This window comes from Streptomyces sp. NPDC002671 (genome assembly GCF_053592475.1).
On record NZ_JBSFVU010000011.1, the window covers coordinates 156148 to 175607 of the forward strand.

The 19460-nt window shown below is 70.9% G+C and carries 17 protein-coding genes; 5 read left to right on the plus strand and 12 right to left on the minus strand.

The window, feature by feature from the left end; all coding sequences use genetic code 11:
- Positions 1–16 precede the first annotated feature (16 nt).
- Both ACWD35_RS19245 and ACWD35_RS19250 read left to right on the plus strand, forming a co-directional pair.
- Positions 17–1318: an MFS transporter gene (locus tag ACWD35_RS19245; RefSeq protein ID WP_451352452.1), complete on the plus strand. Its 1302-nt coding sequence runs from the start codon at positions 17–19 to the stop codon at positions 1316–1318.
- 200 nt (positions 1319–1518) lie between these two features.
- Positions 1519–2532, plus strand: a complete 1014-nt coding sequence (locus ACWD35_RS19250) for a sigma-70 family RNA polymerase sigma factor (RefSeq protein WP_451352453.1) — start codon at positions 1519–1521, stop codon at positions 2530–2532.
- Here ACWD35_RS19250 and ACWD35_RS19255 read toward each other — a convergent pair.
- Positions 2416–2802 carry an STAS domain-containing protein gene (locus tag ACWD35_RS19255; protein ID WP_451352454.1) on the minus strand — a complete coding sequence of 129 codons (387 nt, stop codon included), beginning with the start codon at positions 2800–2802 and terminating at the stop codon, positions 2416–2418. The genes ACWD35_RS19250 and ACWD35_RS19255 overlap by 117 nt on opposite strands.
- A gap of 92 nt (positions 2803–2894) precedes the next feature.
- On the opposite strand from ACWD35_RS19255, the gene ACWD35_RS19260 reads away from it, so the two are divergent.
- Entirely contained in the window at positions 2895–3524 is a 630-nt protein-coding gene (locus ACWD35_RS19260) for a hypothetical protein (protein WP_451352455.1), read from the plus strand.
- 60 nt (positions 3525–3584) lie between these two features.
- Entirely contained in the window at positions 3585–4505 is a 921-nt protein-coding gene (locus tag ACWD35_RS19265) for an AEC family transporter (protein ID WP_451352456.1), read from the plus strand.
- A gap of 85 nt (positions 4506–4590) precedes the next feature.
- On the opposite strand, the gene ACWD35_RS19270 is transcribed toward ACWD35_RS19265, so the two are convergent.
- The 7 genes from ACWD35_RS19270 to ACWD35_RS19300 form a co-directional block, all read right to left on the minus strand.
- Complete coding sequence (locus ACWD35_RS19270) at positions 4591–5874, minus strand: thymidine phosphorylase (protein ID WP_451352457.1); 1284 nt, start codon at positions 5872–5874, stop codon at positions 4591–4593.
- A gap of 84 nt (positions 5875–5958) precedes the next feature.
- Complete coding sequence (locus tag ACWD35_RS19275; protein ID WP_451352458.1) at positions 5959–6363, minus strand: cytidine deaminase; 405 nt, start codon at positions 6361–6363, stop codon at positions 5959–5961.
- Entirely contained in the window at positions 6360–7646 is a 1287-nt protein-coding gene (locus ACWD35_RS19280; RefSeq protein WP_451352459.1) for an ABC transporter permease, read from the minus strand. The genes ACWD35_RS19275 and ACWD35_RS19280 overlap by 4 nt, the downstream gene beginning before the upstream one ends.
- A complete protein-coding gene (locus ACWD35_RS19285) occupies positions 7646–8773 on the minus strand; it encodes an ABC transporter permease (protein WP_451352460.1) in 1128 nt (375 codons plus the stop codon). Before ACWD35_RS19285 ends, ACWD35_RS19280 begins: the two co-directional genes overlap by 1 nt.
- Complete coding sequence (locus ACWD35_RS19290; RefSeq protein ID WP_451352577.1) at positions 8770–10329, minus strand: ABC transporter ATP-binding protein; 1560 nt, start codon at positions 10327–10329, stop codon at positions 8770–8772. The genes ACWD35_RS19285 and ACWD35_RS19290 overlap by 4 nt, the downstream gene beginning before the upstream one ends.
- Before the next feature lie 165 nt (positions 10330–10494).
- A complete protein-coding gene (locus tag ACWD35_RS19295; protein ID WP_451352461.1) occupies positions 10495–11547 on the minus strand; it encodes a BMP family lipoprotein in 1053 nt (350 codons plus the stop codon).
- A gap of 311 nt (positions 11548–11858) precedes the next feature.
- Positions 11859–13100 carry a M20 family metallopeptidase gene (locus ACWD35_RS19300; protein WP_451352462.1) on the minus strand — a complete coding sequence of 414 codons (1242 nt, stop codon included), beginning with the start codon at positions 13098–13100 and terminating at the stop codon, positions 11859–11861.
- A gap of 285 nt (positions 13101–13385) precedes the next feature.
- Between ACWD35_RS19300 and ACWD35_RS19305 the strand changes: the two genes are divergently transcribed.
- A complete protein-coding gene (locus tag ACWD35_RS19305) occupies positions 13386–14060 on the plus strand; it encodes a class I SAM-dependent DNA methyltransferase (RefSeq protein ID WP_451352463.1) in 675 nt (224 codons plus the stop codon).
- A 2-nt stretch (positions 14061–14062) separates the two neighbouring features.
- Here the strand turns inward: ACWD35_RS19305 and ACWD35_RS19310 are convergent, their stop codons facing one another.
- From ACWD35_RS19310 to ACWD35_RS19325, 4 genes are all read right to left on the minus strand, one after another.
- Positions 14063–15907, minus strand: coding sequence for a protein kinase domain-containing protein (locus tag ACWD35_RS19310; RefSeq protein WP_451352464.1), 1845 nt, complete (start codon positions 15905–15907; stop codon positions 14063–14065).
- A gap of 162 nt (positions 15908–16069) precedes the next feature.
- Positions 16070–17221, minus strand: a complete 1152-nt coding sequence (locus ACWD35_RS19315) for a hypothetical protein (protein WP_451352465.1) — start codon at positions 17219–17221, stop codon at positions 16070–16072.
- 41 nt (positions 17222–17262) lie between these two features.
- Positions 17263–18201, minus strand: a complete 939-nt coding sequence (locus ACWD35_RS19320) for an N-acetylneuraminate synthase family protein (RefSeq protein ID WP_451352466.1) — start codon at positions 18199–18201, stop codon at positions 17263–17265.
- Positions 18202–18213: 12 nt separating this feature from the next.
- A complete protein-coding gene (locus ACWD35_RS19325; RefSeq protein ID WP_451352467.1) occupies positions 18214–19452 on the minus strand; it encodes a cytidylyltransferase domain-containing protein in 1239 nt (412 codons plus the stop codon).
- Positions 19453–19460 lie beyond the last annotated feature (8 nt).

Consider the following 19460-nt stretch of genomic DNA (forward strand, 5'->3'; position numbering starts at 1 on the left):
TACAAAGCTTCTGGGTATGAATCCCGCCAGTACCGGGGCGTCCACCACCGTGGACGCCGTTGTGCCCGTCCGTTCCTCCGACGCCGTGTCCGACCTCGCGTCCGACTCGCGCATGACTCCGGGCGGCCCCGGCTACCGCCGGATGAGCTTCGCCCTCTTCCTCGCCGGTGTCGCGACCTTCGCCCTCCTCTACTCCACGCAGGCCCTGCTGCCGCTGATCTCCGGGGAGTTCGGGGTCGCGGCGGGCGAGGCGAGCTGGACGGTGGCCGCCGCGACCGGCGGTCTGGCGCTGTGCGTGCTGCCGATGAGCGCCCTGTCGGAGCGCTTCGGCCGCCGTACGGTGATGACGGGTTCGCTGGCGGTCGCGGTGGCCGTAGGCCTGCTGGTGCCGTTCGCTCCGTCCATCGGCGCCCTGGTGGTGCTGCGGGCGGTGCAGGGCGCGGCGCTGGCCGGTCTGCCGGCTTCGGCGACGGCGTACCTGGCCGAGGAGGTCCGGCCGAAGGCGCTGGTCACGGCGATCGGCCTGTTCGTCGCGGGCAACAGCGTCGGCGGGATGAGCGGCCGGGTGATCACCGGCTGGGTGGCGCAGGAGTGGGGCTGGCGGGTCGCGGTCGGCGTGATCGGCGTGGTCGCGGTGGTCTGTGCGGTGGCCTTCCGGCTGCTGCTGCCCGCCCCGCAGCACTTCAGGGCCGGTTCGCTGCGCCCGCGCGTCCTGCTCGGCACGGTCCGCGACCACCTCTCCGACCCGCTGCTGCGCCGTCTGTACGCGATCGGCGCGCTGTTCATGACGGTGTTCGGCGGCGTGTACACGGTGATCGGGTACCGGCTGACGGAAGAGCCGTTCGGGCTGCCGCAGGGCATCGTCGGCTCGATCTTCCTGGTCTACCTGGTCGGCACGGTCTCGGCGTCGACGGCGGGCCGCCTGGTGGGCCGCCTCGGCCGCCGGGGCGCCCTGTACCTGGCGGGCGGCACGACGGCGGCGGGCCTGCTCCTCTCCCTGGCCGACTCCCTCCCGCTGGTCCTGCTGGGCCTGGTCCTGATCACGGCGGGCTTCTTCGCGGGTCACGCGGTCGCCTCCTCGGCAGTCAGCAAGACGGCCACGCACGGCCGCGCCCAGGCCGCGGCGCTCTACCAGTCGACGTACTACATCGGCTCCAGCGCGGGCAGCACGGTGGGCGCGATGGCCTTCCACGCGAGCGGCTGGTCGGGCACGGTCGGCGTCGGACTGCTCGCGGTCCTCGGCGTCGTCACGATCACGGTGCTCGGCTCCCGGGCGGCCCGGGTGGCGGCCCGCCGGGAACCGGTGCCGGCGCACTGAGGAAGCCGGTTCGCTGGGGCGCGCGGTTCACCGGACCGCGCGCCCTGCGGCATCCGTTCAGGTCCGTAAGAAACTGAACCGGACCGCTCTGAGCTGCGCTCTTTCGCACTCCCCGGGCCATTGTCAGTGAGCCGCTGTACCTTCCCGATTACTGGGGCGCACAAGCGCGCGAACGGAACGGCCACAGGGGTGAGTGGACGATGGGCAACGGCACGGCGACGGCGGACCTCGAAGTCGCACTGGAGAAGCACCGTACCGAGCTGACCGGTTACTGCTACCGGATGCTCGGCTCCTCCTTCGAGGCCGAGGACGCGGTGCAGGACACCCTGGTGCGGGCCTGGCGCAACTACGAGAAGTTCGAAGGCCGTTCCAGCCTGCGCTCATGGCTGTACCGGATCGCGACGAACGTGTGCCTGGACATGCTGACGGCGGGCAACAAGCGGGCGAGGCCGATGGACCTGACGGAGTCGACCCCGCTCGCCCAGGCCGCGCTCGCCCCCCGCCCGGACAACACCTGGCTGGAGCCGGTGCCGGACGCGCGCGTGCTGCCCTCGGTGGAGGACCCGGCGGAGGCGGCGGTCGCCAAGGAGTCGATCCGGCTCGCCTTCATGGCCGCGCTCCAGCAACTGCCGCCCAAGCAGCGGGCGGTGCTGATCCTGCGCGAGGTGCTGGCGTGGAAGGCGAGCGAGGTCGCCGAGCTGCTCGACACCTCGGTCGCCTCGGTCAACAGCGCGCTGCAGCGGGCGCGGGCGACGCTCGCGGAGCGCGCGGACCAGGGCGCCGAGGGCGCGGTGTCCGACCCGCTGGACGAGGAGCAGCAGAAGCTGCTGGAGCGGTACGTCAAGGCCTTCGAGGGCTATGACATGACGGCGCTGACGGCCCTGCTCCACGAGGACGCCATCATGACGATGCCGCCGTTCGACCTGTGGCTGCGCGGCACGTCCGACATCACCGGCTTCATGACCACCCTCGGTGCCTCCTGCGCCGGTTCCCGTCTGCTGTCGGTCCAGGCGAACGGCCTGCCGGGCTTCGCGCACTACAAGCCGGACGAGGAGAAGGGCGGTTTCACGCCCTGGGCGGTTCAGGTGCTGGAGATCTCAGGCGGCCGGATCACCGGTTTCCACTTCTTCCTCGACACCCAGCGCTGGTTCCCCCTGTTCGGCCTGCCCCTCCACCTCGAAGGTGAGGCCGACGAGGTCGAGCAGGGCGAGTAGCGCCGGGTCGGGATCACGCAGCCGTATCCGCCCGCCGGCCCGGCGGGCGGCCAGCTGCAGCCGCGCCAGCAGATCGACCGCCGCCAGCCCGGGCGGCCGGAGCCGGCCCACGTCGCACACCACCACCCCGGCCCCTCCCGCCTCCAGCAGCGCCCGCGCGGAGGCACACAGCCTCGGCACCTCGTCCCGGTCGACGGGGCCGGGCAGCACGAGCACAGCAGGTTTCTTGGTGTCCACGGGCGGTAGACCGGCGGGGCGGGCGGAACTCATCGAAGCCCCGCGCGGTCCGCTCTCGCTTGAGTACTCCGGCTGAGTACGAGCGCTCAGGTCCTGCCCGTGCCGCGCGGCGCAGGATGCTGTGCATGACGAGAACGCGCATGGCGGTGAGGGTCCTGGCCGTGACCGGGGCCGCGGCGGTGTCCCTCTGGCTGGGGCGGCAGGCGTGGTTGCTCTGGACGGGCGAGCCCTTCCCGGTCGCCGATCCGGCCGCCACCGCACAGCAGTTGGACGAGAGCACCCAGGAGACCTACGACGCCCTCGGCCTGCCGGAGGCGCGGCTGGACACCGAGTGGTCCGGGACCGGCCGGGCGGCGGAAGAGGGCGAGTGCTACTACCGCGGCCTGAGCCACTTCGGCGACCAGATAAGTGACGCGGCGCCGCCGAGCGTGCCCGGTGTGGTCGTCGTACGCACCGAGTGGGCCCTGAAGGGCGTCACCGCGCAGGCGGGGCAGGCGGCGCTGCGGCGGGCCCGGGGCACGCTGGAGGAGCGGGGCTGGCACGTCACCACGTACAAGACCCTCGGCGGGGACATCGACCTGGCGGCGACCCCGCCGGAAGGCGGCGCGACCGTTCGCCTGGCCGCCGACCCGGGTGACCGCCTCGAAGTGTCCGCCCGCTCGGAATGCACTCGCGTGCCCAAGGGCACCCCCATCGACGATGCGGGAGAGGTCCCGCTCCCGCCCCAGCAACTGCCGTTGCGGCTGCGCGGCTGAGGCAACTCCGACCGAGATCACATTGACCCGTACCCCGGGTCGGCCGGAGGGTTGGATCCCGTGGAGGGGGTACTGAGCGGGTTCGCGGTGATCGCCGTCGTCATCGGGGTGGGGTATGTGCTCGGGCGGCGCGGTTCGCTCGGCGGTCAGGGCCAGGAGGTGCTGACCGGGCTGGCCTTCTCGGTGGCGACACCGGCACTGCTCTTCACGACCCTGGCCAAGGCCGACCTCGCGGTGCTGTTCTCCAGCCGCCTGGTGGTGACGGCGCTGAGCACGGCGGCGGTCTCCGGGGTGTTCGTGGCCGTCGGCGCGGTACGGGGCTGGGGGGTGGGCCGCACCACGATCGGCGCCCTGTGCTCCGGTTACGTCAACTCGGGCAACCTCGGCATCCCGATCGCCGCGTACGTGCTGGGCGACGCGTCCCTGGTGGCACCGGTGCTGCTCTTCCAGGTCGTCCTGGTCGCGCCCGTCGCCGTGACGATCCTGGACCTGTCCGGCATGGGCGAGAAGGCCACGGTGTGGCAGCGCCTGCTGACGCCTTTGCGCAATCCGGTGGCGATGGGCTCCCTCGCGGGCGTCGTGGTGTCGGCGGCGGGCCTACGGGTCCCCGGCCCGGTGATGGCCCCCGTCACCCTTATCGGCAACATGTCCGTGCCGGCAGCCCTGCTCGCCTTCGGCATGTCGTTGCACGGCAACGCGCCCCTCAGCCCCGGGCGGGACCGTCAACTGGTCCTGCTCTCGGTGGCGTTGAAGTCCCTGGGCCAGCCGGCCACGGCCTGGGCCCTGGCAACGGCCCTCTTCGGCCTGCACGGCGCCCCCCTCCGCGACGTCGTGGTCACCTCGGCCCTCCCCTCCGCCCAGAACCTCTTCACCTACGCCAGCCGCTACCGAGTGGCCAGGTCCCTGGCCCGCGAGTCGATCCTGCTGTCGACGGTGGTCTCGGTGCCGGTACTGGTGGGGGTGGCGACGGTGTTGGGGTGAGGGTCAGCCGCAGACCCGGCCAACATGCCGAACGGGACCGGCGGAGGTCCACCGATCCCGTTCACCCGCAAGAGGAAACTGCAGGTCAGGCAATACGCTCCAGCACCACCGGCGTAGCCGTGAACTCGGTCCCCTCGGCCGCGATGTCGTACGAACCCTCGACCGCCTGGAGGGCGTAGTCAAAGCGTTCGGGGGTGTCCGTGTGGAGGGTGAGGAGGGGCTGGCCCTCCGTCACGGTGTCGCCCGGCTTGGCGTGCATCTCCACGCCGGCCGCCGCCTGCACCGGGTCCTCCTTGCGGGCGCGGCCTGCGCCCAGGCGCCAGGCGGCGATGCCGATGTCGTAGGCGTCCAGGCGGGTCAGGACACCCGAGGACGGCGCCTTGATCACGTGCTGTTCCTTCGACGTGGGGAGCACGGCGTCGGGGTCGCCGCCCTGGGCCGCGATCATGCGGCGCCAGACGTCCATCGCCGAGCCGTCGGACAGGGCCTTCGCCGGGTCGGCGTCCTTCACGCCCGCCGCGTCCAGCATCTCGCGGGCCAGGGCGATGGTCAGTTCCACCACGTCCGCGGGGCCGCCGCCGGCCAGGACCTCGACCGACTCGCGGACCTCCAGGGCGTTGCCCGCCGTGAGGCCGAGCGGGGTGGACATGTCCGTGAGGAGCGCGACCGTCTTCACCCCGTGGTCCGTGCCGAGGCCGACCATCGTCGACGCCAGCTCACGGGCGTCCTCGATCGTCTTCATGAAGGCTCCCGTGCCCACCTTCACGTCCAGGACCAGACTGCCCGTGCCCTCCGCGATCTTCTTCGACATGATCGAGGACGCGATCAGCGGGATCGCCTCGACCGTGCCGGTCACGTCACGCAGGGCGTAGAGCTTCTTGTCGGCGGGGGCCAGGCCGTCACCGGCCGCGCAGATCACCGCGCCGACGCCGTCCAGCACGGACAGCATCTCCTCGTTGGAGAGCAGGGCGCGCCAGCCCGGGATCGACTCCAGCTTGTCCAGCGTGCCGCCCGTGTGGCCGAGGCCCCGGCCCGAGAGCTGCGGGACGGCAGCCCCGCACGCGGCCACGAGCGGCGCCAGCGGCAGGGTGATCTTGTCGCCCACGCCGCCCGTCGAGTGCTTGTCCGCCGTCGGGCGGGACAGGGACGAGAAGTCCATGCGCTCGCCGGAGGCGATCATGGCCGCCGTCCAGCGGGCGATCTCACGGCGGTTCATGCCGTTGAGCAGGATCGCCATGGCGAGCGCAGACATCTGCTCGTCGGCGACCTCGCCGCGGGTGTAGGCGTCGATGACCCAGTCGATCTGCGCGTCGGTCAGCTCACCGCGGTCCCGCTTGGTGCGGATGACGGAGATGGCGTCCATGGCCATGGCTGATGGCTTCCTTCCGGGAGGTGCGAAGGTGGTGCGAAGGTGTACGGCCCTCCTGAGCGGGTCAGGAGGGCCGTACGGGAGTTACTTGGCGAGATGGTCCGGGCCGAAGGCCTGGGGCAGCATCTCGGAGAGCGGGAGGACGCCCGCGGGGGTGTCCAGGAGCAGGTCGGGGCCGCCGAACTCGTAGAGCAGCTGGCGGCAGCGACCGCACGGGACCAGCAGGCCGCCGGTGCCGTCGACGCAGGTGAAGTGCGTCAGCCGGCCGCCGCCCGAGCGCTGCAGCTCCGAGACCAGCCCGCACTCGGCGCACAGGCCGAGCCCGTACGAGGCGTTCTCGACGTTGCAGCCGGAGACCGTGCGCCCGTCGTCGACCAGGGCCGCCACGCCGACCGGGAAGCCGGAGTAGGGGGCGTAGGCGTGGGACATCGCCTCCCGCGCCTGGGCCCGCAGCGTCTCCCAGTCGAACTCGGCGGCCGGCGTCGTCACTTGCCCTGACCCTTCCGGTACCGCATGCCGTCCGCCTTCGGCATCCGCAGGCGCTGCGCGGAGAGCGACAGCACGAGCAGGGTGACGACGTACGGGGTGGCGCCGACGAAGTCGCTCGGGACCTCGTCCGTGAACAGGTACCAGACCAGCACGAGCGCGGCCATGACGGCGCTGATGACGCCCTGCCACAGGGCCTTCTTGTACAGCTTCCAGCCGGCCAGCCCCGCGAGGAGGACGACCAGGAGGAGCAGCAGGGCGTGGACGGTCACGCCGCCGTTGCGCAGCTGGAGCGCGTCGGAGTAACCGAACAGGCCCGCGCCCATCGCGAGGCCGCCGGGGCGCCAGTTGCCGAAGATCATGGCAGCGAGGCCGATGTAGCCGCGCCCGCCGGTCTGGCCCTCCAGGTACGTGTGCGAGGTGACCAGCGCCAGGAAGGCGCCGCCGAGGCCGGCGAGGCCGCCGGAGACGGCCACGGCCGCGTACTTGTACTTGTAGACGTTGACGCCGAGGGACTCCGCCGCGGTCGGGTTCTCACCGCAGGAGCGCAGCCGCAGACCGAACGGGGTCCGCCACAGGACCCACCAGGTGCCGACGAACAGCAGCGCGGCCAGGATCGTCACCACGGACAGGTTGGTGACCAGACCGCCGAGGATGCCCGCGAGGTCGGAGACCAGGAACCAGTGGTGCTTCTCGATGGAGGACAGGCCGTCCGACAGACCCGGGACGGTGACGTCGGGCAGCGAGTCCACGGGCGGGGACTGCTTGGGGTTGCCGCCCGCGTCCGCCGCCTTGCCGCCGGCGAAGAACAGCTTGGCCAGGTACTGGGTCGCGCCGAGCGCGAGCAGGTTGACCGCGACACCGGAGACGATGTGGTCGACACCGAAGGTGACGGTCGCGACGGCGTGCACCAGGCCGCCGAGGACACCGAACCCGATGCCGCACAGCAGGCCGAGCCAGGGGTTGGTCTGCCAGCCGATCCAGCCGGCGCCGAAGGTGCCGAGGATCATCATGCCTTCGAGGCCGATGTTGACCACGCCGGAGCGCTCGGACCACAGGCCGGCGAGACCGGCGAGACCGATCGGCACGGCGAGGCCGATGGCGGCGCTCACCTGTCCGGCGGAGTCGAGCTGGTTCGCGTCGGTGATCACGCGGACCGCGGCCAGGAGCAGCAGGGCCCCGGCTACGAGTATGAGGATCTGGCCGAGCGAGCGGCCGGAGGCCTTCGCGGCGGAATCCGCCTTGGGCGCCGCGGGCGGCGGCGCGTCGGTCATCGTGGCAGTCATCACGCCACCTCCTGCTTCCCGTTCGGAGCGGCGGCCTGGGCGGCGAGTTCGGCGCCGACCTTCTGCTGCTGGCGCTTCAGGCCGTAGCGGCGCACGACCTCGTAGGCGATGACGACGCACAGGACGATGACGCCCTGGATGACGCCGAGGATTTCCTTGTCGTAACCCTGGAATTCCAGGTGGTTGGTGGTGCGCTCCAGGAAGCCCCACAGGAGGGCGCCGAGCGCGATGCCGATCGGGTGGTTGCGGCCGAGCAGCGCGATGGCGATGCCGGTGAAGCCGATGCCCGCCGGGAAGTCGTTGCTGAACTGGTGGCTGTCGTTGAGGAGGGTCGGCATACCGACGAGACCGGCCACCGCACCCGAGATGATCATGCTGGTCGCGACCATCTTCTTCACCGACACACCGCTCGCGGAGGCGGCGGTCTCGGACTGGCCGACGGTGCGCAGGTCGAAGCCGAACCGGGTGCGGCCGAGCACGAACCAGTACGCGATGCCGACGAGCGCGGCGACGACGATGAAGCCCCACAGCTCGCCGGCCGGGCCCGTGTCGATGCTGAAGAAGTACGACGACGACGGCAGCGGCTTGGTGGAGATGACGGTGCCGCCCTGCGAGAGCTCGGCGAGCCGTCCGGGCTGCAGCAGGTAGGCGATGATCGCGGTGGCGATCGAGTTCAGCATGATGGTCGAGATGACCTCGCTGACGCCCCGGGTCACCTTGAGGATGCCGGCGATGGCCGCCCACAGGGCACCGGTCGCCATGGCGCACAGGATGATCAGCGGGATGGAGATCCAGCCGGGCGCGGTCAGTGCGCCGCCGAGGACCGCGGCGATGAACGCGGCGAGCCGGTACTGGCCGTCGACACCGATGTTGAACAGGTTCATACGGAAGCCGATGGCCACCGCGACACCGGCAAGGTAGTACGTCGTCGCCTTGTTCAGGATGTAGACCTGGCTGTCGCTGGCGAAGCCGTAGGTCGTCATGTCGCTGAAGGCGTCGCCGGGGTTCTTGCCGGTCGCGAGTATCACCAGAGTGGTGACGACGAGCGCGGCGACGATCGCCAGCAGCGGCGCGGCGATCCCGAGGAACAGCCGCTCCTTGTCGATCCGTGAGGTCAGCTTGTTCATCGCTCGTCGTCCTCTGTGTGCTCCAGGTGGCCGGAGGCCGCACCCGTCATGGCGGAGCCCAGCTCTTCGGGGGTGATCGTGGCGGGGTCGGCGTCGGCGACCAGACGGCCGCGGTACATCACCCGCAGGGTGTCGGAGAGCCCGATCAGCTCGTCCAGGTCGGCCGAGATCAGCAGCACGGCCAGGCCCTCGCGGCGGGCCTCGCGGATGTAGTCCCAGATCGCGGCCTGCGCGCCGACGTCCACGCCACGGGTGGGGTGGGCGGCGATGAGGACCTTGGGGTTGTGGCTCATCTCGCGGCCGACGATGAGCTTCTGCTGGTTGCCGCCGGACAGCGAGGCAGCGGTCACCTCGATGCCGGGCGTGCGGACGTCGTAGGCCTCGACGATGCGCTCGGTGTCGGTGCGGGCGGCCTTGAGGTCGAGCAGTCCGCCGCGCGAGTTCGGCTTCTCGGTGACATGGCCGAGGATGCGGTTCTCCCACAGCGGCGCTTCGAGGAGCAGGCCGTGGCGGTGGCGGTCCTCGGGGATGTAGCCGATGCCGGCCTCGCGGCGGTGGCGGGTGGCGGCGCGGGAGATGTCGGTGCCGTCGAGGGTGATGACACCGGTGTCCGGGTGGCGCATGCCCATGATCGCCTCGACCAGCTCGGACTGGCCGTTGCCCTCCACACCGGCGATGCCGAGGACCTCGCCCTTGTGGATGGTGAGGGAGATCTCGTCGAGGATGATGCGCTCGATGCCGTCGAGGTCGGTCTGCGCCAGGTGCACCCCGGCCAGCTTCAGCATCGGGACGTCCGTGACCGTGGACTCCTCGGTCTCCGGCGTGGGCAGTTCGCTGCCGACCATCATCTCGGCCAGCTGCTTGGGCGTGGTGGACCGCGGCTCGGCGGTGCCGACGGTGGTGCCGCGCCGGATGACGGTGATCTCGTCGGCGACCGACAGCACCTCGCCCAGCTTGTGGGAGATGAAGATGACGGTGAGCCCCTCGGCCTTCAGCTCGCGCAGGTTGTCGAAGAGCGCGTCGACCTCCTGCGGCACCAGGACGGCGGTGGGCTCGTCCAGGATGAGGGTCTTGGCACCGCGGTAGAGGACCTTGAGGATCTCCACGCGCTGGCGGTCGGCGACGCCGAGCTGCTCGACGAGCACGTCGGGCCGGACGTTCAGGCCGTACGCGTCGGAGATCTCCTTGATCTTCGCGCGGGCCTTGGCGCCGATGCCGTACAGCTTCTCCGCGCCGAGGACGACGTTCTCCAGCACGGTGAGGTTGTCGGCCAGCATGAAGTGCTGGTGCACCATGCCGATGCCGCGCGCGATGGCATCGCCGGGGTTGTGGAAGGTGACCCGTTCGCCGTTCACGGTGATGGTGCCCTCGTCCGGCTGCTGCATGCCGTAGAGGATCTTCATCAGGGTGGACTTGCCGGCGCCGTTCTCACCGCACAGGGCGTGCACGGTGCCGGTGCGGACGGTGATGTCGATGTCGCGGTTGGCAACGACACCGGGGAAGCGCTTGGTGATGCCGCGCAGTTCGACGGCAGCGGGAGGGCTGGACGCGTTGATGGCGCACTCTCCTCGGGGAAAAGGGGCTGCGGGGAGGGGGCTGGGCGTCGGCGACGCTAGCGCGGCAACTCCACGCTACACGCGTAGAGTTGACACATTGTTATGGCTCGGCGAGGGGGCTGCGAGGCCCCCGCGCCGAGCCGGGGTCCGAGCGGACCCATCAGGTCACGGGGTGGTCTTGACCTTGATGGTGCCGTCGACGATCTGCTTCTTCGCTGCGTCCAGCTTGCCCTGGATGTCGGCAATGAAGCCACCACTAGTGGCGAGCGACACACCGCCCTTGCCGAGCGAGTAGGCGTTGACGCCGGTCAGCGGCTTGCCGTCGTGGACGGACTTGATGAAGTCGTAGACACCGACGTCCACGTTCTTGACCATCGAGGTCAGGATCGCGTTCTTGTACTTGGCCAGACCCGGGATGTTGTACTGGTCCGAGTCGACGCCGATGGCCCAGGCGCCCTTCTTGCCGCTGACGGCCTCGATCGCACCGTTGCCGGAGGAGCCGGCCGCCGTGTAGATGACGTCGGCGCCGTTGTCCAGCATGCCCTGCGCGGCTTCCTTGCCCTTGTCGGGGCTGGCGAAGCCGGACATGTCCGAGCCGTGGCTCAGGTACTGGGTGTCGATCTTGATCTTCGGGTCGGTGGCCTTGGCGCCCTGGACGTAACCCGCCTCGAACTTCTTGATCAGCGGGACGTCGACACCGCCGATGAAGCCGACGTGGTGGTCCTTGGACTTCAGCGCCGCGGCGACACCCGCCAGGTAGGAGCCCTGCTCCTCGGTGAACGTGATGCTGTCGACGTTCTTGGCGTCCACGACCGAGTCGACGATGCCGAAGCTGACCTTCGGGTACTTCGCGGCGACCTTGGTCATGGAGGCGGCGTAGGAGAAGCCGACGCCGATGACGGGGTTGTAGCCGGCGTCCGCCAGGTCCGACAGGCGCTGCTCGCGGTCGGCCTCGGTGTCCGAGGTCTTGGCGGTCAGCTCCTTGATGTCGCCGCCGAACTCCTTCTTGGCCTGGTCGGCACCGCGCGCGGCGGAGTCGTTGAAGGACCGGTCACCACGGCCGCCGACGTCGAAGGCCAGACCGATCTTGACACCCTTGCCGCCGCCCGAGGCCGACGGCTTGGTGTTGTCCGAGGAGGTGCTGCCACAGGCAGTGGCAGTCACGGCGAGGGCTGCGGTCGCGATACACGCAGCAGAAAGCTTGGCTACCCGGCGCACGGGAAGGCTCCTTCACCTGACCTGAGCGCCATGTCGGCGCTTGATGTGAGCACCATGCCAGTGCTCGAGCCGAAACGCCCCGGCGGCGTCGGCTTCGCGGAATCGTAACGCGCGTAGATGTCAGAAAAACACCTCTCGCAAAGCCGTTATCTATTCGAGGCAAACAGCGGCTGAACTCGGGATCTTCGGCCTGACACGGCACTGGTGCGCACGGTGTGGGAATGGCTGGAGGGTCTGTTGCGCCAGACAGGGGAATGACTCCGCAGGGACCTCCAGGTCAGAGCGAGCAACGGCCCCGCAGGGCCGCCCGCTCACAGCTGCGCCGAGTCCGCCTCCAGGAGGGCCGCCGCGGTGAACAGCTCCACCCCGACCGTGATCGCGCGCTCGTCGGCGTCGAAGTCGCCCTGGTGCAGATCGCGCACGGTCCGTTCACCGGGCCGCCGCACGCCGAGCCGGGCCATGGCCCCCGGCACCCGCTCCAGGTACCAGGAGAAGTCCTCGCCGCCGAGGCTCTGCTCGGTGCTCTCGACGGAGTGCATGCCGCGCCGGGCGACCATCGCGCGGCGCAGCAGCTCGGTGGACTCGCGTTCGTTGACGACGGGCGGCACGCCCCGCACGTAGTTGATCTCGGACTTGGCCCGGTGCAGGGTCGCGACCTCGTCGATCGCGGCGTGCACGAGGTCCGGCGCCTGCCGCCAGGCGTCCAGGTCCAGGCAGCGCACCGTCCCGGACAGCTCGGCGTGCTGCGGGATCACGTTCGGGGCGTGCCCCGACTCGATCCGCCCCCAGGTGACGGCGAGACCGGCGCGGGTGTCGACCCGGCGGGCGATCACCGCGGGCACGTCGACGGCGACACGGGCGGCAGCGGTGACCAGGTCGGTGGTCAGGTGGGGCCGGGCGGTGTGCCCGCCGGGCCCGTCGAGCGCGATCTCCAGCCGGTCGCACGCGCTCGTGACGGGCCCTTGCCGCAGCCCGATCTTCCCGACGTCGACCTTGGGGTCGCAGTGCACGCACAGGATCCGGCCGACCCCGGTGAGCACCCCGTCCTCGATGACGTCCAGGGCACCCCCGGGCAGCACCTCCTCGGCGGGCTGGAAGAGCAGCCGCACGGGGCGGGGCAGCAGGCCGAGCGCGTGCAGCTCTGCGAGGACGAGGCCGGCGCCGAGCACGACGGTCGTGTGCACATCATGCCCGCAGGCGTGCGCGCGCTCGGGCACGGTCGACCGGTACGGACAATCGGTCTTGGTGTCCGGGATGGGCAGGGCGTCGATGTCGGCGCGCAGCGCGAGCATCGGTACGGCCGGCCGCTCCCCCTCCCCCTCGGCGAGGCCGATGTCGCACACGAGTCCGGTTCCGGTGGAGAGGACGCGAGGGCGCAGCCCGGCCCGCTCAAGCCGCTCCTTGATCGCGGCCGTCGTACGGAACTCTTGGTTGCTCAACTCGGGGTGCATGTGCAAGTCGCGGCGGAAGGCGACGAGTTCGGCGTGCAGGGTCTCGCTGAGCACGCCGGGGAGCACATCCCCGGGGAGGTCTGCCTCGGACTCAAGGGACATCAATTGGTTCACCCTCTGAAGGGTAGGACGCCCGACTGATCAACTACCCCTCGATCAACAAAAGTTCAGCCCGTTAGGGGAAGAAAATCTGACCGGCGGACGCATGGCGGAGGACTTGGATGGGTAAAACCCTTCTTTCCCCTACACGGATACCACGCCGCACCACAGTCCCGCTCGACTTGTCCATGGGACGGGATTCGGCGGGGCTAGGGAGCGGCTGGGGGACGGGCCTGGTCCGTCCGAGGGGTACGCGGTAGCGCGCGGAACCGGCTAGGGTGCGCGCCCGTGAGCGATGCGACCCCGACGCCGACGCCAAGTCCGTCCTTCCTCCAGACCACCCGCTCCTCCTACGACGCGATCGCCAAGGACTACACGGCCCGCTACCCGACCGGCCTCTTCCACCCCCTAGACCGCTCCGTGGTCACGGCCTTCGCGGAACTGGTCAGGGCGAACGGCCCGGTCCCCGTGGCCGACCTGGGCAGCGGTCCCGGCTACGTCACCGCGCTGCTGCACGACCTCGGCGTCCCGGCGTTCGGGGTGGACCTCTCCCCCGCGATGGTGTCCCTGGCCCGCGAGGCGCACCCCCAACTCCGTTTCCACGTGGGCTCGATGACGTCCCTGGACCTCCCGGACGCGACCCTCGGCGGCATCCTCGCCCTGTACTCGACGATCCACGTCCCCGACGACCACCTGCCGAGGGTGTTCGCGGAGTTCCACCGCACCCTGCTCCCCGGCGCCCCCGTCCTGCTGGCCTTCCAGTCCGGCACCGAGCCCGGCGGACTGCGCCTGACCGAACGCTTCGGCCACGAGATCGCCCTCGACTACCACTGGCGTACGCCGGAGCAGATGACCGCGCTGCTCACGGAGGCGGGCTTGGAGCAGGTGGCGACGGTGTTCCGGGAACCCTCCGGGGAGGAGACCCGCCCACGCGCGTTCGTACTGGCCCGGCGACCCGGCTAGTCCTACGTGGCCGGTACCGCGTCACGCCAGATGCTGATGTCCAGGGTGACGTAGCGGCTGGCGCTGTTGCTGGACGACTGGCCGTCGAAGGTCACCAGGGCGACGATGCCGTCCTGCGTGATCGCGCACAGCTGCCTGCCCTTGGAGAACCGGCTTACGGACACCTCCTGGGGCAGGAACCGGGTGTCCTGCTTGCAGGTGTCCAGCGAGCCCTTCTCGCCCTGGTCGAGCAGGACGAGTTTGGTGTTGTACGACCCGAAGGTGCAGGAGTCTCCGCACATCAGGTACAGGTCGTCGTAGTTGGAGTCCTGCGGGACCAGGGGCTGGTCGCTGAACTTGAGGTGGTAGCCGTCGGTCAGGTTGAAGTTCTTGTAGACCGTGGGCGTGGGGGTGCTGCTCGCGGAGGCGCTGGGCTGCGCGCCGGTGGTCGCGCCGCCTGTGGGCCGGGCACTGGTGCTGTGTCCGCCGGCCGGGGCCGCGGCGGCGCCGGTGTGCTTCCCGCCCCCGCTGTCACCGCCGTTGTCGGCCAGATAGCCGATGACACCGAGGACAAGCACGACGGCACCCGCGACACCACCGAGGACGACCCCGGTCCGCCGGCGGGCGGGACGACCGGGCTGCCCCACGACGACGGGGGGCGGCCCGGGGTACGGGGTGGCGGGCTGGAAGGGCTGAGCCGTCCGGGTAGGCGCATACGCAGCCTGCGGGGGCTGCACGGGCTGGGCCGTCTGGGTAGGCGCATACGCAGGCTGCACGGGCTGCACGGGCTGGGCCGTCTGCGTCGGCACGTACGCAGGTGGCGGAGGTGTCGCCGGCTGCGCCGGGGCGGCTGCGGCCACGGCCGTCGGGGGGTGCTGCGGCGGCGCGGTCGAAGACGCGGTGGGCTGCTCGGCCGGCACCGGACCGGGCACCGGACCCGACGCCGGTCCCGGCAGGGGCGCGCTGTAGCGGTCGGCGATGACCGTGGTGACCGCGCCCGGCAGCCAGTCCTCCGGACGGCGCAGCTGCGTGGCGCCGGACGCGGCACCGCACAGGGCGAGAACCTCACTGAGCGACGGACGCGCGTCCGGCTCCTTCGCAAGGCACCGGCGTACGAGTTCGGTGAGTTCGGCGGGCAGTCCGCTGAGGTCCGCTTCCTCGTGCACGATCCGGTAGAGAACGGCGTGGGAGGGCCCGTCCCCGTGGGCGGACCTTCCCAGGGCGGCAAAGGCGGCGACCTGCCCGAGGGCGAAAACGTCGGACTGCGGCCCCACGGCCCGCCCCGCCGCCTGTTCCGGCGACATGAAGGCGGGCGTGCCGACAGTGACGCCGCTGTTGGTCAGCGCGGTGGAGTCGGCGGCACGGGCGATACCGAAGTCGATCACTCGGGGGCCGTCGGCGGCGAGCAGCACGTTGGACGGCTTCAGGTCACGGTGCACGATGCCGGCGCCGTGCACCACCTGGAGGGCCTCGGCCACCCCGGCGGTGAGCAGCAGGACCGTGGACGTGGGCAGCGGCCCGTGCTCGGCAACGGCGGTGGCGAGCGTGGGCCCGGAGACGTAGGCGGTCGCCAGCCAGGGCTGCGACCCCTCCGTATCACTGTCGATCACCGGAGCGGTGTACAGCCCCTGAACCCGCTCGGCCGCCCGCACCTCCTGCGCGAACCGCCGCCGGAACTCCGGGTCTTCGGCGAACTCGGACCGAATCACCTTGATGGCGACGGGCCGTCCGCCCAGGGTGTGGGACAGATAGACCTTGCCCATGCCACCGGCCCCGAGCCGTGCGGCGATCCGGTACCCGGCGATCGCCCGCGGGTCGTCCTCGGTCAGCGGCTGAAAGGCCCCTGCGGGCATGGCGTCGCCGGTCACTGTTCCCCCGTGTGTCAACTCGTCTGCAGCGCACGGATCTTAGCGCGGCGAAAGGATCACGCCAGAATTCGTCCGGACTACCCGACCTCCCCGGCGAACAGCTCCGCCGCGTCCGTGGCATGCACGGCTCGCGACGGGTCAGGCGCCCAGGTAGACGATTCGTCAGGCCAATGCCACCGAAGCCAGCCGGTGCACATCCTTCGCCGTCCCCGTAACCCCCGACAGGAAGCCCTGCGCACGCGGGGACGCGTTCTCCGTCAGCCACGACGGGTCGATGTCGCACACCGCGACACGCACTCCCGTGCCGGCCAGCGCCAGCGGCAGCGTGTGGACGACCGTCGACGGGAAGCTCAGGATTGTACGGCCGATGGGGCCCCGGCGGGCGATCAATTCCAGGGGGAGGTCCGGGCGGACTATCTCCAGGCCCGTTTCCACCGCGAGGCGGTGCAGCTTGTCCGTGCTCTCCCTGCGGTGGGCGAAGTAGCGCGTGGCGCCGTGCGTTTTGGCCAGACCAGCGACCGCCTCCAGATAGCGGTCGCCGTCGACCACGCCCGTTTCGACCAGGGACGTGCCGACCATGTCCGCGCCCTTGGTGATGCGCGGCGGGCCGAAGCGGTCGCGGGTCCAGGCGAAGGCGTTCGCGGTGACCGTGACGCCGTCGGGGGTCTCCTCGACCGGCATGGAGGAGAAGATCTCCACGCGGCGGTGCGCACTCGGGGTCAGGCGGCGGCGGGCCGACGAGGAGACCGGGGCGAAGAGGAGGTCACGAGGGCCCGGCCGGCCCCCCTTGCGGTGCCAGCGGACCAGGCGTTCGCCGCGGGCCAGCTGCGCCACGAATTCCATTGTCGCCGTGCCGTCGTCGACCACTACCAGGTCCTTCGCCCGGGTGATGGTCAGCAGCAGCTGCACGTAGCGGGAGAAGGGGTCTCCCATGACGATCCGGTCGGCCCGGCGGAGCGAACCCGCCAGGCCGCCGATCGTCGAGAAGGGCGCGGTCGTGCCGCCCCGCGCCTCCTCCCAGCGCACCCGGTACCCCTCGTCCCGCGCCAGGTCCGCCATGCGGCGCAGCTGGCCCCGGGTCATGGGGTCCGTCGGGGACAGGACGACCACCGTGAGTTCCGCGCCGTCCGGTGGCGGCGCATCACCGTCCACCGTCCGCCGCACCTGCGCGGGCACGGACAGCAGGAAGTCCGGCTCCGCACCACGCAGGCCCTGCAGGTGGGCCCACTCCAGTACGTTGAGCAGCTGGACCGGGCTCTCCACGAAGGCGAGCGTGCGGGGAGGCTGGCCGGCTTGACCGGCGCGGGGGCTCATCGGCGTACGACCGTCCCGTCGTAAGGGGCTCAACGCAGGCTTCAGACCGTGACCGGCTCGCCCGCCGCCGCGGCGATCTCCGCCTCGGCGACGACGCCGGCGACGCGGCGCAGCTTCTTCATCGGGCCCAGCTCGGAGTCGTAGACCTTCTTGACGCCGTCACCGAGGGAGGCCTCGATGGTGCGGATGTCGCGCACCAGGCGCTGCAGGCCCTGCGGCTCGACGGAGGCGGCCTGGTCGGAGCCCCACATCGCGCGGTCCAGGGTGATGTGGCGCTCGACGAACACGGCGCCCAGGGCGACCGCGGCCAGCGTGGTCTGCAGGCCCGTCTCGTGGCCGGAGTAGCCGATCGGGACGTTCGGGAACTCCTTCTCCAGCGTGTTGATCGCGCGGAGGTTCAGCTCCTCGGCCTTCGCCGGGTAGGTCGACGTGGCGTGGCACATCACGATGTTGTCGCTGCCCAGGACCTCGACCGCGTGGCGGATCTGCTTCGGGGTCGACATGCCCGTGGAGAGGATGACCGCGCGGCCCGTGGCACGCAGGGCGCGGAGCAGCTCGTCGTCCGTCAGGGACGCGGAGGCCACCTTGTGGGCGGGGACGTCGAACTTCTCCAGGAAGGCGACGGCCTCGGTGTCCCACGGGGAGGCGAACCAGTCGATCCCCTTCTCCTTGCAGTACTCGTCGATCTGGCGGTACTCGTCCTCACCGAACTCCACACGGTGGCGGTAGTCGATGTAGGTCATCCGGCCCCAGGGGGTGTCGCGCTCGATGTCCCACTGGTCGCGCGGGGTGCAGATCTCCGGGGTGCGCTTCTGGAACTTCACGGCGTCGCAGCCGGACTCGGCCGCCACGTCGATCAGCTTGAAGGCGTTCTCCAGCTCACCGTTGTGGTTGATGCCGATCTCGCCGCAGATGTAGACGGGACGGCCGGGGCCGACCTCGCGCGAACCGAACGTACGCAGACGGGAGTTGGTGCTCATCGGGGGATGTCCTTACTTGGGGAGGGAATCGAGAGAGGGGCCGAGGATCCAGCTGGCGATCTCTCGGATCGCGCCGTCACCGCCAGGTACGGTGGTGACCGCGCGTGCGGCGCCGCGTACGACGTCGTGGGCGCTCGCGACCGCCACGGGCCAGCCGACGAGGGCGAAGCACGGAAGGTCGTTGACGTCGTTACCGACGTAGAGCACGCGCTCCGGCGCGATGCCCTGCTCCTCGCACCACTGCTTCAGCGCGAGGTCCTTGCGGTCGATGCCGTGCAGCACCGGGAGCTTGAGCTTCCGGGCGCGGGCGGCGACCACCGGGTTCTGTTCTGTGGACAGGATCAGCATCTTCAGGCCGCTCTTGCGCAGGGCGGCGATGCCGAGCCCGTCTCCGCGGTGCACGGAGACGAACTCCCGTCCGTCGGAGTCGATCAGCACCCGGTCGTCCGTCTGGGTGCCGTCGAAGTCGAGGACTACGGCGTCGATGTCGTCGTAGGTGGGAAGGGCGCCCGGGCGGTCCGCGTCGAACAGGGGCGCCAGGGCGCGGGCCCGCGCCAGGTCGTGCGGGTCGTCGATCTCCAGCACCCGGGCCGGGTCGGTGCGGACCAGCTCGGTGTGGCCGAAGAAGCGGTGGTTGTGCTTGCGGAAGCCGGCTGCGTCCATGGCGTAGGCGGCGCCGGTCTCCAGGAAGTCCTGGGGGCGGTCCTGGCGGCGGGGGCGGAAGGACTTGTCGTGGTTGACGCCCACCCCGCCCTCGGACTCAGCGTCCTCAGCGTTCGCCTCGCGCCAGATGAAGCCGTGGAAGGGGGCCACCGTCACGGCGGTGTCCGCGCCGTTCTCCACGACCGCGCCGGCCACGCCGTCGATGTCCTCGCGGACGATGAACGGGCTGGTGCACTGCACGAGGAGCACGACGTCGACGGTCGCGCCGTGCAGCGCCTCGTGGGCGTCCATGGCGTGCAGGACCGCGGCCTCGGAGGTCGCCGTGTCCCCGGCGATGGCGGCCGGGCGCAGCACGACCTCGGCGCCGGCCTGCCGCGCGGCGGCGGCGATGGCCTGGTCGTCGGTGGAGACGACCACGTCGGTCACCAGCCGGGTCGCCCGGCACTCGCGGACCGCGCGGGCCACCAGCGGGATGCCGCCGACGGGCGCGAGGTTCTTCGCGGGAACGCCCTTGGAGCCGCCGCGCGCGGGGATGACCGCGAGCACCCGGCGAACCGAAGTGCCTGGGCCGCCTTCCGAGTTGGACATGGCTTCTT